Raw genomic sequence first — 16,493 nt, 5'->3', positions numbered from 1 at the left:
TCGTCTGCGTAGCGTACAAAACGGATTCCGTTTTGTTCTAATTCCCAATCTAGTTCGTTTAAGTATAGATTGGCAAGTATCGGAGAAATTACACCGCCTTGAGGTGTGCCAGAATCTACTTCGTGGAACTTCCCTTCTTCCATGTAACCTGCTTTAAGCCATTTCCATATTAGGTCTAGTAGAGTTCCATCTGCAATATACTTTTGTAGTATTCTCATTAACTTCTTGTGGGGGATGTTATCAAAGAAACCTTTGATATCACAATCATAAACATAATTGTACCCATTTTCCAGATTCCACATAATGATTTGCATGACTCTTTTAGCTCCACGATTAGGGCGATAGCCACATGACCATTTATGGAAAATGTCTTTCTCCAGTTTTGGTTCCAATACGTTTACTACCGCTTGTTGAACAATTCGGTCTTCTATATTAGGGATTCCTAGAGGTCGAAGTTTTCCATTCTTCTTTGGAATGTATTTTCTTCTAACTGGTGAGGGTGTATATTCTTTTGCACGCAGCTTTGTCAGAAGTAATTCTAGATTCTTCCTCTCGTTACTTGCGTAACTTTGAATAGTCTCACCGTCTATGCCTCCTGCTCCGTCATTAGACTTAACCTTTTCCCATGCTGTGCTTAACTTCCGATCAAAAAGAATCTGTCCATAAATACTATGCCATTTCAATTTCAGTTCTTGATTCAATGCTTATTCCACACCTTTCATTGTGTACTTCCAGTTCGTTTTACCGAAGTAACGTGTTCTGTTTACATTACACACCTCTATTTATGTAGAGCCACGAGGTCGCTGCCCCTTCCGTTCAGAATGCGTTTAGTCACATTCTTACTTACGTACTATGAGAGCGTCTGACTCCTCCACTCGTCCTAACAACTTCGGATTGCCCTTATATGTTAGCACCTGAAATTGAGAGTGGAGGCCTCACGGGGTCATTACACTTTCCTTCTGAACATACCCAACACCATCACTTGATAAGCCCTCTTCAACCGACTGGTTCACTGATTAAAGAGCACCTGTGTATAGTCACAGTGTGGACTTCCCGTTATTTTCGCACAGTCGTCCACTTATCCTGCCGTCCGTGTTTCACGCTTTCGCATTTGGGTCTGCCCATCCGTCTACGGGTCTCTCGATTTTCCGCATCTCCATCAGACAGTACCTCACAATAATGCCATAGATTAGACTTCATAGGCTGTACCAGTACTCCTATGGGAGGACTTTCACCTCCGTGAAAAATAACCTTCCAGGATTCGGGGTCCGTTTTACCGCAATAACGTAACCCAACCTATATAAGTTCATTTCATGTAGAGCGATGCTCTACATAGGTGCAACTGCCCGTCGCACAAAAAAGAGCAGCTGTAAGTCTGCAGCTGCTCTAAAAATGAATTCTCCAAAACTCCTAAGCTTTTAGCTTACCTTTAAGAATGCTTGAGGGAAACTCCTCAAGCAGCCTCTTCCTCCCAAACGGCCCCCACGGATCCCACTCTAGGCTTTCAGGAAAATAGACTTCTCCCAATTGGACAGCTCGAATCTTATTCCATTCGTGGGTATGAGCAGTTCTCCATACATCCCTTTCATGGCTCCATAAAATGAGAAGCTTGTCGGGGTTTAATTCAGCTATGTCCTTCAGGCTCACAATCCTGTAGCCTTCCTCATGCAGATTAGGGTGAGGCTGGAATCCCAAGCCTTGAAAAAGCAAATCAAGTAACGCGTGTTTTCCCTGCCCGTAAAGACGAATCTCTTGGGGGCGAATCCAAATGACTGCCCATTTCCCTTTTTTGGTTAACGGGCACAGTTCATCCCGCACTTTGCATTCCAGACAGTGAATGTCTTTGTCTATCCATTCCGCACGGCTTTCACATCCTATCATCGAAGATATTTCGTAAAGATACTGCCGCCAGTCTTGCTTCAATGGCATATGATGGACATTCGCCTGCTGGGAGAGCAGCACGTTTTGGAGCTGGTGATGATGTAAAGGTGTTTTTATGATGCAATCTGGCTGGGTTAAAAGAATATCTTCCGGCTGAAACGGTTTTTCCGCGTTTAGCAGCTTGGTCCCTTCCAGCTCTTGTTGAAGGTAGCTCGGCACCCCTCCGCTTGCAGGGTACAAGGTTGGATAGGAAGGTGCTGCAACAGGCTGGACACCCAGTGAGAGGAGGTGATCCTGCAAAAACAGCTGGCTGACAACAGCAATCCTCTGCTTGACCCTTTTCATGAAAAAGGATGGCGGTAAGCCTTCTTTGATTTTAAAAAGACGGCTGAAATAAAATTCATCCTGGAGTCCAATTTGGAGTGCCACTTCCTTGGCGGTAATCCCTTTCTTTTGAAGCATCAGTTTTTTAGCTGCCTTTATCCTCTCCTCATTCAAAAATCCCTTCGGTGTTGTACCGGTTCTTTTACGAAAAGCTCTTGAAAATGAAACAGGGCTCATATTTATTTTAGAAGCCAGCTCTGCTACAGTGAATGGCTTGGACAGGCTATTGCGGATCAATTCTGTCGCTTCATCCATTCTGTCTACTTCAGCCTCGTCTGTCAGAAAGGACAGCATTTCCCAGAGCAGTGACTGAAAACGGCACCTTGCAGATATGGGTTTTTCTTTATTCCATTTCCGCAATTCTTCCCATAGCGGTATCATTTTTACAGGTGTCTGTTCCGCAAGCCGACCTGATAGGAATCCCGAGATCATGTCACCTTCTTTTTGCCATGAAAGAATATAGACAGATAAAAGGGGAGAAGCGGCTGATGTGAGCTTGCCGGCATTCGGAAGAAAGTAGCTTTTGCCCTCCCCTACCTTTATCACCTGCTCCCCGCTGATTAAGATGCCCCTCCCTGATGAAACGTAAAGTATAGAGTAATGATCGCGCTCTTCATTGATTTCTTCGGACTGGCCCTCCCGCAAGTTTATTCTAGCAGTTTTATAGAAATCAATAGGATGATCGTTCAGCATATACGAATGTTACTCCCTTCTTTTTCCTAAAATATGATTTGACAAGTGCTGTAAAAGAATAGTAGATTAAAAACGACCACCTCAACCGATAACGATTATCATTTTCATTAAAATACATAATAAAGGACTGATTATCATGGACAGAACTACTGCTGACGTAAGCCAACCATTGCAGCTGGTTCACCGAAAATCAATTGGATTAGGCTTGACAGGCTTCGCTCTAGTATTTCTCGGCTTGCTCGTTTCAATTGGACTTGGGGCAATCTGGATTTCCCCTTCTGTTGTCTGGGATTCCTTCGTCTCTTTTCAAGAAAAGCAAATTGAACATCAGCTTATCAGAGAAGTCCGTCTCCCGCGCGCATTGACTGCGGCACTTATTGGATCCGCTCTTGCAGTAGCCGGTACCATTATGCAGGGAATCACACGCAACCCGCTTGCCGATCCCTCCATCATCGGCATCACCCATGGTGCAGGGTTTGCTATCGCTATTGCACTTGCCTTCCTTTCAAGCGGTTCCTATTGGATTCTGTTGATCTGGTCGTTTTCAGGTTCTGCGCTTGGCGCTGTGCTTGTACTCTCTTTTTCCCTGCTTTCCAAAGAGCGGATTTCACCTGTCACTTTGACGCTCGCAGGTGCAGCATTAAGCACGCTGTTCAGTGCTCTTTCCACTGGTATTGCCCTTTATTTCCAAGTGGCACAGGATTTGAGCTTTTGGTTTGCCGGCGGATTATCAGGGACAAAATGGCAGCATGTCTTTATTCTGCTTCCCGCAGTTATTGTAGGCCTGATTTTATCCCTTTGGATCAGCCGGTCCCTGACCATCTTGTCGTTAGGTGAAGAAGTGGCTGCAGGGCTTGGTCAATCTCACCAAAAAGTCCGCTGGATCGGGCTTATTGCCGTTATTCTATTATCTGGCGTAGCTGTCTCCATTGCAGGTGCTATCGGCTTTATTGGACTAGTAGTTCCCCATATGGTAAGGCTATTGGTTGGCTCAGATTACCGACGGCTCATTCCTTTAAGTGCCATTGCGGGTGCACTTCTCCTCATCCTTGCCGATATCGGAGCACGGATGATTAATCCGCCATTTGAAACTCCTGTCAGTGCTGTTACAGCCTTGATTGGTGTTCCATTTTTCTTATATTTGTCCCGTAGTAAAAGGGGGGATTTATAATGGATTGGTTGCAAGCTCTAAGTCGCTCCAAAGCCTGGCTGGCTGCCTTTATGTTTTTAATTCTGGCAACTTTCGTAATGAGCCTGTCGACAGGTGTGATGCCGATCAGTTTTACAGAAATAGTGGCCACCTTTTCGGGAAGCGGCACCGTGAAGCAGGAACTTGTTCTATTTCACTTGAGATTGCCAAGAATGGTTATTGCTATGCTGATTGGAGCAGGGCTTGCTCTCTCCGGCAGCATGCTTCAAGGGCTATCTAGGAATTCCCTAGCTGACCCAGGGATTCTTGGCATAAATGCCGGAGCAGGATTAGCCGTTGTCTGTTCGATCTATCTTTTTGGACAGTCCAACGGAAGCCTTCTCGCTCAACCTTTTTTCCTTCCTGTCTTCGCCTTTATTGGGGCTCTTGCCGTTGCAGCCCTGATTTACCGATTTTCATGGAAGAAGGGAATTGATCCGGAAAGGCTTCTCCTTGTCGGACTAGGATTTAATGCATTATGCGGAGCTCTATTAATGATTCTGCAGCTAAAAATGGATCCAAAGGATTTCCAGCAAGCAGCCATTTGGCTTACAGGAAGCATATGGGGAACGCAATGGCCATATGTATGGGCATTGCTGCCATGGATCCTGATTCTAATTCCAGTAGCCTTTTTAAAGGCAAGAACAATGAACCTTATGCAATTCAAGCAGGAAGTTCCCATCGCACTTGGCTTAAAAGTGGAGGCTGAACGCCGAATACTTCTTTGTCTGTCCGCAGCACTTGCAGGAGCGTGTGTTGCTGTTGGAGGCGGCATTTCTTTTGTAGGACTGCTGGCTCCCCATCTTGCCCGGCGGCTGTGCGGCCCCAATTACTTCATCAGCCTGCCATTATCAGCCTTAATCGGAGCAGCACTCATGCTTATTGCAGACATGATCGGCAAAAACCTACTGGCCCCTGCCGATATCCCGGTCGGAATCGTCATCTCCGTCATCGGTGCACCCTACCTGATTTTCATGCTTCTCACAAGGAAAGGTGCAGGAATGAAAGTTTGATAGACACGAAGAAGATTTTGATAAATATAAAGACAACAAGCTCTTAAAGCAAAAAAAGTGCCCATTCTAAATCACTTGACGAATGGGCATTTAACACTATTTCATTTCAGCAGGCTCTCTGTATTGCTTTTGGCCCAGTACATGATATACATCCTGTCGGCTTTCAATAATAAATTCAGGCTTTGGAACGCCGCGGTTTGCACGATGCCCTGCAAGATGCACATCGCTGGTTTCCCATGCCTTCCAAGCTTCCTCTGATTCCCAGCGAATCATAACGATCACTTCTTCATCACCGCTGCGCTGCTTTTTCTTTAAGACATTCATATCAAGAAATCCTGGCTGCTCCTCAATGATTCCTTCACCTGCAAAACGCTCCACCATTTCCCCCGCATAGCCTTCTTTGACGGTAATCATTTTTAATTGAATAAACATATTAAGTTCCTCCTCTGCTTCTTTTCTATCATTATAGATGATAACGATTATCATTTTCAACTGTTTTATTTAAAGTGGTACTTATTGATTTTTTTCGCTATGGTTACCGCTATATAACTTTCGCGATGCTTCTTGGAAGGGTATTTCGTAGAACTATTAATGTAGCCACTAATCTTTTGTTTGATGTACCACTATTCTCGGTGGTATATCTGCATCAACAGAGTCTGTAATGGAGTTCCCGCCAAAACTTTCATAAGTCCAATCGTATGCTCCTAATACTGCTATAACTTCATTATTGTTAGAACTAACTTTTAATTCAGGAGGTCTTTTATTCTCCTGACTCTCCTGACTAAAAGCACTTAGGATAACAATTGTTAAGAGAAATAATAATGCTTTTCAAATACTCCCCCAATACCCATCACATTCTGTTCGTTAAGTAAAAACGGACTTATAAAAATGCTCAGTTCCTCGATTTCTAACTCACTTACTCTAAGATGTTCGGACTTTCTAAGCGTATGAATGTGACCTATCAAAACCCCGTTTTTTCGTTTAGTGATAATGAGTAAAATTTGCGTACTATTGTCTCTCTATTAACAGGCTTTCCTTTTCGGCTTGTCCATCGAAATAAGTGATGCACTCGAATTATCTAACCATAAATAAATTCGAGAGAGGAGGATTTTCTTTCTCCTAACGGTTTTTTCGCTCTAGCACTTTTTCGCTCCATTCAACATTTGTTCAAATATGAATATTTGCTAAGGACAACATTTTTAAGGAAAAAGAGCCAAATAAAAAAACAATCCCAGCATATTTGCACCTGGAGATTGTTAATCTATAATCCATTCATTTTACTACTATAAACACTTACTTGATTTCTACCATTTTCTTTTGAGAAATAGAGTGCTTTATCTGCCTTCAAAATTAGATCCTCATTTTTAGTATATATTGTGGGTATTTCAGTAACCACACCTATGCTTAATGTTATAATTGGTTTTACTACTGAATTAATATTAGGAATTTGAATTTTTTCCACGTTTGAACGAATTCGCTCAGCGATTTGGAGCGCAGTATTCTCGGTTGTTTGTGGAAGAATCACAGAAAACTCCTCTCCACCGTATCTTGCAACAAAGTCTTCAGGTCTATAAAGTGATTTAACGATTGTGTCAGCCACATTAATTAAACAAGTGTCCCCTTCTAGGTGGCCATATGTATCATTAAACGCTTTAAAACAATCAATATCTAACATTAATAATGATATCGGTTCTGATTCACGTACAACTCTTCTTGTCTGTTTATCTAAAGTTTCTTCGTACATTCTCCGGTTAGGGATATTAGTCAGTCCATCTAGAGTTGATAGTTTTTTTAGCTTGTCATTTACTTCAATAAGCATTTGTTCTCTCGCTTTTTCCATTGTAATGTCATGTACCATTGCTAAAGAATAATCTCCTACTTTTGTGACTGTTTTACGCCCCCATATTAACGTACCATCTTTACCTATATATCTTTTATTCATTTCATAATAATGAATGCTCCCATTCATTAATTGTTTATATAATTTATCCTCCTTTTCTTTATCTTCAGCATCAACTACAATATTGTCTACTTCCTCTCTTTCACAACCCAGCATGTTTAGATACTTATCATTTACTTCAATTGCATTACCTGTTTTATCCCGCAAGACAATACCAATTCCTGATTTCTCAAAGATTACTTTAAAACGATTATTGCTCTCTAAAAGCTTAAATTCTAGTTCTTTCTTTTCAGATATATCCTGTACTTCTGAAATAAAATATTTTGGATGACCGTTAGAATCGAATACAAGTGAACCACTTAGTAAAACCCAGACGATATGCCCACCTCTATGAAAATATCGTTTTTCCATTTCATAGGTTTTGATCTCTCTATTTAACACTTGTTTCATATTGTAAAAATATTTATCTAAATCATCCGGATGAGTAATATCTTGGAATCCTTTTTTCAATAGCTCATCTTCTGAATATCCAAGAAAATTACACAATGTATGATTCACCTTGAGCAATTTCCATTCTAAATCTACAAGTACCATCCCAATTGAAGTATGTGTAAATACATTTTCAAAGGTTTCATTCTCAACTCGCAAAGCTATTTTGCACCTCCAATAAATATATTGATATCTTTTCACTAGTGTTGCATTAATAAAGATTTACTCTTAAAAATACTCAAAAAAAATATGCTCACTAATTTTATTTTTTGCAAAGAAAAAGGCCTTTATAATAGATGAGGTCAGGTGGTAACCCGTCCAAATCCACTAAAAAGAACCATACTCATGGACAATTTTACACAAAAAACATCATTTGGGCAATGGTTTTCACCCATAAATCTTCAATCATATGAAGGAAATGCGAAAACAAACTATACAAAACTCATGATGCCTTTAGAAATCATCGATTCAAGCACACTGCCCCTTAATTTAACAAATCGTATGCGGAATTCCGGAAAAACAAAGGCGGGAGTGAAGTTGCATTTACGTCTTGTTTTTCTGGAAAAAGGGACACTTTTTTCTGTCGAGATTAAAGAGAAATGCGGTCATTCGTGACGTTTATGATTTTAAACTTCGAGAAGACACAACTGTTTCATCGGATCAAATGGTGTTGATCGGTACAACGCAAAATCGAGCGGAAAACTATTTTCGCCTACTAAAAGTGATTGATTCGAAAGGAAATGAACTCCAATTAATCACGAATCGTTTTGATTTGAGTGGCGAAGATAGCTCAAAGATGTATAAATCACGCTGGGCAATTGAACTGTTTTTTAAATGGATCAAACAACATCTCAAAATCAAGTTTTTCGGCTAAAGCGAATAAGCATTTCAACCAAGTGTTTATAGCACTTATCGTCTTTTGTCTAGATGTTCTCGCACAACTCGAAACGAAAAGTAAAAGAAAAATAGTGCAAATTAGCCGTTTTACAAGGGATGCTTTATGGAAATTAGAACATATTTGCCTTCGGAAAATCGGGGAGAATCCGTCCCTTAAAAAGCAAGCTTTCGTCGTCGCGCTAGTCTAATTGTAAATAATAACCAGATGGATGGGCCACTTTGTTTAGGTATGTAGGGACGAGGGACCTGTCCCCTATGTCCCCCCCCGGAACTACCCCTGTTCAAGCATACCCTGAACTGCTACTTTCAATAATTAAAAAGGACAGAAGGACTAAAATCTGTCCCTCCATCCTTTACTTATTTCAAATTATTTACCTACTTCAACGCGTCTTTTTCTTTGCCATACCATAAATATTAGGCCTATTAGTGTGATAATCATTCCAATTGCAAGGTAAGTAGAATTATTAGTTGCTGTGTCTGGCAACATATTATTCTTCGTTTCTTCCTTACTTACTGGCTCTTTCTCCTTTGGTTCGTCTTTATTAACTTGCTTAGCTTGGTTCTCAAATACTGTGAATGTACTAAAGTGATTCGTAATCCCAGTTACATAACCATCTTTATACTCTCCATCCACAGCTTCCCATTTACCTAATTGCTCATTGTAGTAAAACACATGAACATTTTCAGGAACATTGACCCTACTGGAATCTACTTTAAAGGATATTGTTACAGGGTGTTTAAAACTATGAATTTTGGTTTCTCCTTGAATGATTGTAAAATCATACACAGGTGTTAATGCTCCTTCGGTATCCTTATAACGTTCAATTACAATTTGCACCTTGCCATTTTCCAGCGTGAAATTCATTGATGGAATATGAAGTACAATATCGCCTTTATTAACAACTATCATTCCATTTTTCTGCCGAAGGGCTTGAACTTGATGTTCACTTAGTTCTACTACCCATTTTGAATCACTAACTTTCAATTCACTAATATCTAATTCTAGTAAACCATTGCTAGCTAATCGCTCAATTGTGTCATTAGGTATAGAGATAATATTCGTATCTTTATCGTAAATACCTTTAACCACAATTTTTTCAACTAGTTCTGCGGGAGTTTCTCCCTCAGCACTTACTTTTATCACAATAGTAGTTAATGGATTAATAGAAATGTTGCTCGTAGTTAAAGCAAATCCTGTTCTATTAGAAACCTCCACTACCCCTGCTTCATCTTGATCAACTACTACAGTAGCATTTGTTAAATCCTCTGCTAATGTTAAAGTTCTAGCTTCTGTATCAGCGTTCACAAACACATAATATACATCACCATTAGTTGCCTTGTTTTGATAAGCAACTAGTAAGTCTTCAGCTTGTATTTCAGGTGCTGTCAGCAATGTTACATTTGTATCAACTAATTCCTTTGAACCTAATCGGAAAGCGTCAGTGGAACGACGTAATTCGATTAATCCTGCAGTGTAATCTCTTGTCACATTGTTAACTGGATATAGTTCTTCATTTGTTGCTTTTGCCCAATCGATTCTGTTAATGATATCAGAAGAATCATATGAATCATGGATAAAGTATGGGAATTGGAATGGCTTTCCGTTCTTATCTGTCATGTATGTCGACTTATAAGGAGCTTCATTTGCATCCGCTCTCCACTGTTTTGTACGTCCAAATTCTTGACCTGCATGAATAAACGCCGTACCTTGTGATGTTAATAGCATCGCATTACCTATACGGATGCGCTTGTGGATCTCAAGATTGTTTTCTGGAATATCTGGGTCCTTTTTAATCGATTGTGCGATAACATCGTATAATGTTAAGTTGTCATGTGCTGCAATATATTGGACAACATCACCTGGGTCATCAGCTACAAAGTTATGAGGCTGGGCTTTAATGTTGTCGAAAATTTGTTGGATGTTTCTTGCTCCACCAGTAAGGAATCGTGGTTGACCTTCACTACCGAAACCTGATTTTAACTCATTTCGGAATTCGTCAGAGAAGCTGCCAACTGCTTCAGTATGCTGCATCCAATCTTGATCCGCTGCTTGGACTGGCTCGCCTTCATCTCCGGCAAACGTTCTCCAACCTTCACCAATCATTACAATGTTTGGATTCAGTTTCTTCGCTTTATCAAAGGCGATTTGAATACTTTCTGCATCATGGTCACCCATCATGTCAAAGCGGAATCCATCTATCTTATATTCTTTTACCCAGTGAAGGATGGAGTCTTCTAGCACTCTTCTTGCCATTTTATGAGTCGTACCTAAACGTCCACCACCAAAGCTTGTTCTTGGTGTACCGTCAGCATCCATAAAATGATAATAGTTCGGTACTAAGTCTTCAAAAATAGAAACCTGTGCTGTATGGTTGTACACTACATCAAGTATTACACCCATATCGCGCTTATGAATTTCATCGATTAGTCTTTTAAACTCTTCTATTCTCAATTCAGGGTCGTTCGGATTTTCCGAGTACATACCAGATAAAGAGAAGTAATTATGTGGGTCATAACCCCAGTTGTAATTCGTATCTGTAGAAGCATAATCTAGCATTCTTTCATCGCTTCTAAACTCATCACTGAAGAAATAGCTCATTACTGGTAATAGCTGAATATGTGTGACACCCATTTCTTCAATATAATCTAGCTTCTCTATAAACGCGGCAAATGTTCCAAATTGTGCTTTTAAGTCGTCGGCAATAGCTGGGTCTGACGTAAAGTCACGAACGTGAGCCTCGTAAATAATAGCGTCTTCACGTTTTTCATAGCCAGGAATATCTGCATAGTCTAATTCCGGGCCAATCGAAGCAATATCAACGATTGCAGCTTTACCTGCTGTATCGCCAGACTCACTATTCCATGTGGCCATAGATTTTGCATAAGGATCAAGAGCTAATTTCGACTCATTCCCATGCGTGATTTCATAGTGGTAATAGTATCCTCTTAAATTGTTCAAATCAGTATTGTCTTCAGACAGAGTAACTGCCCAAACACCACGATCACCTTTTACCATATCAATTGTATTTAGAACTGTATTTTGATTATCTTTATCATACAATACAACAGAAACAGCATCTGCTTTAGGAGACCAAATCTTTAATGTTGCCGAACCATCATCGTGTAAATTCGCTCCTAGTTCTCCGTCATATCCATACATTTCATCAATTAACTTCCAGCCTGATTTTGCTGTTATCGAGCTCTCACCGTAAGTAATTGTGTAGGGCATTTTCTCTAAATCAAACGTACCATGGATTTGAACGCTTTGTTCTCCTTCCACAGTTAATTCAGTAAACGTTACATCGTTACCGTCAACATCTTTAATCATTAGCTGACTGGCTAATTCTTCCATGTCTAATCCTTCTATCTTCGAGAAAAGAAGGGTAATTAGTTTATCTGAAAGGACTTCACCTGATAAAAGTGCAATTGGAACGGATCCATAAGGGTCTGTGTACACCTTATCGTCGCCTTCTTTTACAAATAACGTGTTAAATTGGTCCAACATTTCAAAAGACCTGTCTCCTGTTTGTTGTCCAGTTTGTTTATTTACAAAAAGGAAGCCCATATTTTTTGCATCTTCAGTTAGCTTGATGTCATAGTATACACCAAACTTACCTACACCAGTTGCATCTGCTGCACCATTTGGCCAGCCATCAGAAGGTGCTTCCACATCTCCCCAATTCCACATACCCCAACCTTCGTAGTCATCATTGTCGTTATCATAATGAATTCGTACAGTATTTACTGGTAATGTGACTGGTTCGTATAAAAATACTTCGTCTGATCCTTGTTTGATCCATATTTCATTAAGATCTGGTGAGAATAATTCGACAGCTTTATCGCCACCGTCTTTGTCTCCATTGGTCGTATTTAGGACCAAAAAGCCAATATTTTGAGCATCAGTCGTTAATTTAACATCAACGTAAGCACCATAGTCTGTTATTTGGTTAGCTTCAAACTGAGTACCGCCTGATGGCCAGTTTTCAGATGGAGCTGCAACCTCTCCCCATAGCCATAATCCTAAATTCTCGTAACTATTGTCTGTTCTTTGATAGTGGATACGAAGCGTATTCTCTCCAATCTCCTCTACATCACCTGGCTTCGGTACAGATATCGTACCATTTTCAACTGTAAGTAAAACCGTTCCACCATCTTCCATAGTTGGAATAGTAATGGTTGTTTGCCCGTCTCCATTAGCTGGATACGTGTTGTTACTATAATGGTCTGTTACAACAGCATCCGCTGAGCCAAGGTTTACCACTAGTTCTTGTTCAGTGTCAGACGTATTTAGCCCAACGTATACAGTTTCGTCGCCATTGCTACGTGAGAACATAAGATACTTCTCTGCATCAGACCCAGCAACTTTTTCACGATCTCCTTTAGCAAAAAGATCGGAGTACTCACTTCTAAATCCTAAAAGTTTTTGATAGTGTGATAGAACTTTATTGCCTTCTACTTGATCCCAAGGTAAATTTGGACGATTATCGTAGTAAGGATAATTATTTTTGCCGGGTAAACCTAGCTCTTCACCATAATAGATAACCGGCTGACCTTTAGCCGTCATTTGAAGGGAAGCGGCAACTTGATATTTACCTAAATCACCTTCTACTGCTTCTAAAAATCTATCTTCATCATGGCTTCCTAAGAATTGCCCTAGTGTGGCATCGTTCGATAGATTTGCATTACGGCTTTCTAACTTTGTTTGAACTGCCTCAAGCTGACCATTTACTAAATCTTTAGCCAGGTTCTTAAAATCAAAATCTAATAACGAGTCCATCATTCCCGTATTTAAGTATCCTTGATCGTCATTAACACTTGCTCCCCAAGACTCACCAATCAACTTAAATTCCGGCATTTCCTTTGTTAATTCATTTTTAAAAGCCATCCATGTTGTATCTTCTACATGCTTAACCGTGTCTACACGGAAATAATCAATCGTGTTTCCGTTTGCTGTTCTAGACTTTTCAATCCAATCAACTTGCCATTGAACGATTTGGTCACGAACTGCTGAATCCTCTGTGATTAAATCAGGTAGGCCCGCTAATTCTCCACGAACAGTATCAGTTCCACCCGCACGGAGCATACCGTCAAAGCGTGCACGGTCTTCATCTGTTGGGAAATTCGGGATATTAGTGCCAGCATCACTTGCTTTTAATCCATAACCAGTATGATTTAACACAACATCAACCATAATTTTCATACCACGGTTATGTGCTTGATCAATTAGTTGATGGAAATCTTCCATAGAACCAAAGTGTGGATTCAATTCACCAAAGTTATTTGCCCAATATCCATGGTACGCATAATACGGTGTATCAGGAGTTTCATTTCTTACATCGTATTTGATGTTTTCAACAATTGGATTAATCCAAATTGTATTAATTCCTAGTTCGTCAAGATAATCTAATTTCTGTGTAATTCCTTTAAAGTCCCCGCCCTGATATGTCCCCATTTTGGATTGGTCATAGTCAATTCCGTATGGGTCATTGTTCGACGAGTCCCCGTCAAAGAAACGGTCTGTCAGCATAAAGTAAACAACTGCTTCATCCCAGTCAAAGTCCGCTTCCTCTCCAGTGAATGTACGCGCTTTCACTTCAAGGGTGACCTCACCTTTATGACTGTTTCCAAACTCATCAATTGCGACAATTGGTAAGATCTTCATTCCAGCTGTCACATTTTGATCAACAGCAACTGTAATTTCATTAAGTGCCGGATCAATCGATACCTTGTTTTCCCCACCAACAGCAGTTAAATCAATAAACATTTCGCGAATATTAACTTCTGAATCTGATACAAGATCCACCGTTACAACTGCATTTTCATTGTAGTTTACTGCAGCCGGTTGAATAGTGCTATTTACTTGAACCTCAGGTACTAAGTAAGTTAAAACAGATTTTCCTTCCACTGTGTTATATGGATCGGTTATTTCATTTGTTACCCCATCTATTGTTACAAAATACGTATATTCATGCTCACCATGCGGAAGATCGTTTAACGTGTAAGTAAAACGCTCATTTTTACCTTCCGACAGCATTTCATATCGATTTCCCAAGATTTTAAGCTCTACTTTTTCTATTGTCTCCATTGCATCTTGTACATATAAAGTTTTATCACGGAAGTAGAAATGAGCATTGCCCTCCTCTACTTTTGGTCCAGTCCCATCCGGAACAATGAAGATTTCTTCGACTCCACTCGTTACTTGAACCTTTGTGATTGAGTCTGTTTGATTAACCGTGATTGAACGGTCTTTTTCTACATCTTTTTCTAGCCAATCACCACGGCGAACAATAAATCCTACACTGCTCGCATCTGGTCCTACTGCAATATTAAAAATAGCTTTACCATCTTTTATTTCTGTATAATCAATCCGGTTATCCTGAACACCTGTCCCCCAAACCCAAAGATTCCAGTCTTCATAGTTGCCATCTGCTCGTTCATAGGACAAGCTAATATGTCGATCTACTGTTTCAGCTGCTACATTTGGTATGTACCCCGAAAACATTGATACGACTAAGAGAATTGATAAAAATACTGAAATAACCCTTTGATAATTCTTCTTCTTCATAAACTCATACCTCCCTCGCATTATAGTGAAACCGTTTGCATAAATCTACAGTTTTTGTGTGAAATCGTTTGCATAATTACACAGAGCTGTGTAACCTTCCACCGATAACATTACCAAACTATCAATCTCGTGCAAAAAGGTCGCATCTAATTAATAATAGTATTATAGTTCAGCCTTATTGTCACTAGCCAAAAATTGTAAAAGGGGGATTTATAAGATGTATTTTGGGGACCAGGTGTCCTCCCCGCACATCAAATTAACTATCTTTTCTCCATTATAAGACAACAAAAATGAATTCCAACTCTTTTAGTTGATAATAACGGTTCATTTTACCCCATCATTGTCGAAGGGGGAGTGATGCAGGGGGACAGGTCCCTCGTCTCATTTGGAACATGAGGCCAGTCAGGCCCCCTCCCCTTCTTATCGAACACGGTGAATAATATTTTTTGAAATTCCTGTAATTCTTGCTATTTGTCCGGCTGACACACTATTTATTCCTTTAAGTGCTCCTAATACAGCGTCTCGACTAACTTTATCCATTCTTTGTAATGCAGATGATCTTGAAATCCCCAATTTTCACCAGATATTCTCTTACCTCATGATCATGTATTTTAATGTTCACTTTATCATCTAGGCATTCGTCCTCATTCGGTTCATCTATATAGCTGCTAAACAATTCTATCTGAGACTGCTTATCCGTGGAGAATAAACGAAGCCCCAAACCAATATCCACTATGTTCATTTTATCCATATACTCATTTATACTTGTCCATTTGCATTCGAAGACGCTATGAGCTAAACCTGCCTTTATTGGATTTTGGTGTATGTATCTAAGAACGGTTGAAAAGTAAGCTCTGTTTTCTAAACCTTCGCTCTTAAATCTATCATTTTCGCAAAGAGTACCCCTTCTTCAAACTATTATTAATAAATTTAAAAACAAGACCGAGAAAAATGTTGTTTCATTTAATATTGCCATTTACATCATTTGAAAAAAGATTGGTCATTTAAAATAAAGCTTGATAATTTCTAATAAATTTTGTTTAAAATCATCTCAACTTTATTGATTTCATAAAAGTGAGATGATTTTTTATTGGATTTATGTTGATATTACCCACAAACATTTGTATTCCAATCTGACATTGCCCCGTTTATACAAAATATGAGAAATATCAGTGCCAGGCACCGCCCAGAAAAATGGAATTACAAATATAGTTCTAAAAGTCACACCCTTTGATAAAATATCCATTCTCTTATTCCTTAGACTAGTTAGTTCTTAAGACAGGGGTGAGTATTTTTCATAGTCATTACCCGCAATACCCAAAAAATGCACATCCCACAAAGACTATTTAACCGAATGTATTTTACTTAAACTATGAAAAAGACACCCTAAATGAGTGTCTAATCATATCCTATAATCATTCTTTTAACTGTACACGATTAACTCACTTTTTTGATATACCTTCTTCAATAAACGTCTTCCTC

8 protein-coding genes and 1 pseudogene are annotated in these 16,493 nt (G+C 39.7%); 3 read left to right on the top strand and 6 right to left on the bottom strand.

The genetic code is table 11. The features are described 5' to 3' along the window. Both ACOI1C_RS21245 and ACOI1C_RS21240 read right to left on the bottom strand, forming a co-directional pair. A partial coding sequence (locus ACOI1C_RS21245; protein WP_422512561.1) for a reverse transcriptase domain-containing protein occupies positions 1-701 on the bottom strand: 701 nt, incomplete at its 3' end. Between the two features lie 709 nt (positions 702-1,410). Next, positions 1,411-2,958, bottom strand: a complete 1,548-nt coding sequence (locus ACOI1C_RS21240; RefSeq protein WP_422512560.1) for an AraC family transcriptional regulator — start codon at positions 2,956-2,958, stop codon at positions 1,411-1,413. A 136-nt stretch (positions 2,959-3,094) separates the two neighbouring features. On the opposite strand from ACOI1C_RS21240, the gene ACOI1C_RS21235 reads away from it, so the two are divergent. Together ACOI1C_RS21235 and ACOI1C_RS21230 are read left to right on the top strand one after the other, a co-directional pair. Beyond that, positions 3,095-4,129: a FecCD family ABC transporter permease gene (locus ACOI1C_RS21235; protein ID WP_422512558.1), complete on the top strand. Its 1,035-nt coding sequence runs from the start codon at positions 3,095-3,097 to the stop codon at positions 4,127-4,129. Further along, complete coding sequence (locus tag ACOI1C_RS21230) at positions 4,129-5,160, top strand: FecCD family ABC transporter permease (RefSeq protein WP_422512557.1); 1,032 nt, start codon at positions 4,129-4,131, stop codon at positions 5,158-5,160. Before ACOI1C_RS21235 ends, ACOI1C_RS21230 begins: the two co-directional genes overlap by 1 nt. 96 nt (positions 5,161-5,256) lie before the next feature. On the opposite strand, the gene ACOI1C_RS21225 is transcribed toward ACOI1C_RS21230, so the two are convergent. Both ACOI1C_RS21225 and ACOI1C_RS21220 read right to left on the bottom strand, forming a co-directional pair. Then, positions 5,257-5,592, bottom strand: coding sequence for an antibiotic biosynthesis monooxygenase family protein (locus ACOI1C_RS21225; protein WP_422512563.1), 336 nt, complete (start codon positions 5,590-5,592; stop codon positions 5,257-5,259). Between the two features lie 829 nt (positions 5,593-6,421). After that, complete coding sequence (locus ACOI1C_RS21220; protein ID WP_422512555.1) at positions 6,422-7,708, bottom strand: sensor domain-containing diguanylate cyclase; 1,287 nt, start codon at positions 7,706-7,708, stop codon at positions 6,422-6,424. A 186-nt stretch (positions 7,709-7,894) separates the two neighbouring features. Between ACOI1C_RS21220 and ACOI1C_RS21215 the strand changes: the two are divergent. After that, positions 7,895-8,634: pseudogene (locus tag ACOI1C_RS21215) on the top strand (transposase). A 179-nt stretch (positions 8,635-8,813) separates the two neighbouring features. Here ACOI1C_RS21215 and ACOI1C_RS21210 read toward each other — a convergent pair. Then, entirely contained in the window at positions 8,814-15,011 is a 6,198-nt protein-coding gene (locus ACOI1C_RS21210; protein WP_422512554.1) for a pullulanase, read from the bottom strand. A gap of 532 nt (positions 15,012-15,543) precedes the next feature. Beyond that, positions 15,544-15,753 (bottom strand): hypothetical protein, encoded by a 210-nt coding sequence (locus ACOI1C_RS21205; protein ID WP_422512553.1) that lies wholly within the window; start codon positions 15,751-15,753, stop codon positions 15,544-15,546. Between the last annotated feature and the right edge of the window lie 740 nt (positions 15,754-16,493).

It is taken from the genome of Bacillus sp. DJP31, from assembly GCF_049310945.1.
In the GTDB taxonomy this organism is placed as follows: Bacteria; Bacillota; Bacilli; order Bacillales; family SA4; genus Bacillus_BS.
Note: the sequence above shows the minus strand (reverse complement) of the source record. Positions and strands in the feature narration are given on the sequence as shown.

Coding starts and splice junctions, on each gene's coding strand:
- ACOI1C_RS21235 (WP_422512558.1), top strand. CDS start 3,095: ATGGACAGAACTACTGCTGACGTAAGCCAACCATTGCAGCTGGTTCAC.
- ACOI1C_RS21240 (WP_422512560.1), bottom strand. CDS start 2,958: ATGCTGAACGATCATCCTATTGATTTCTATAAAACTGCTAGAATAAAC.
- ACOI1C_RS21205 (WP_422512553.1), bottom strand. CDS start 15,753: ATGAACATAGTGGATATTGGTTTGGGGCTTCGTTTATTCTCCACGGAT.
- ACOI1C_RS21210 (WP_422512554.1), bottom strand. CDS start 15,011: ATGAAGAAGAAGAATTATCAAAGGGTTATTTCAGTATTTTTATCAATT.
- ACOI1C_RS21230 (WP_422512557.1), top strand. CDS start 4,129: ATGGATTGGTTGCAAGCTCTAAGTCGCTCCAAAGCCTGGCTGGCTGCC.
- ACOI1C_RS21225 (WP_422512563.1), bottom strand. CDS start 5,592: ATGTTTATTCAATTAAAAATGATTACCGTCAAAGAAGGCTATGCGGGG.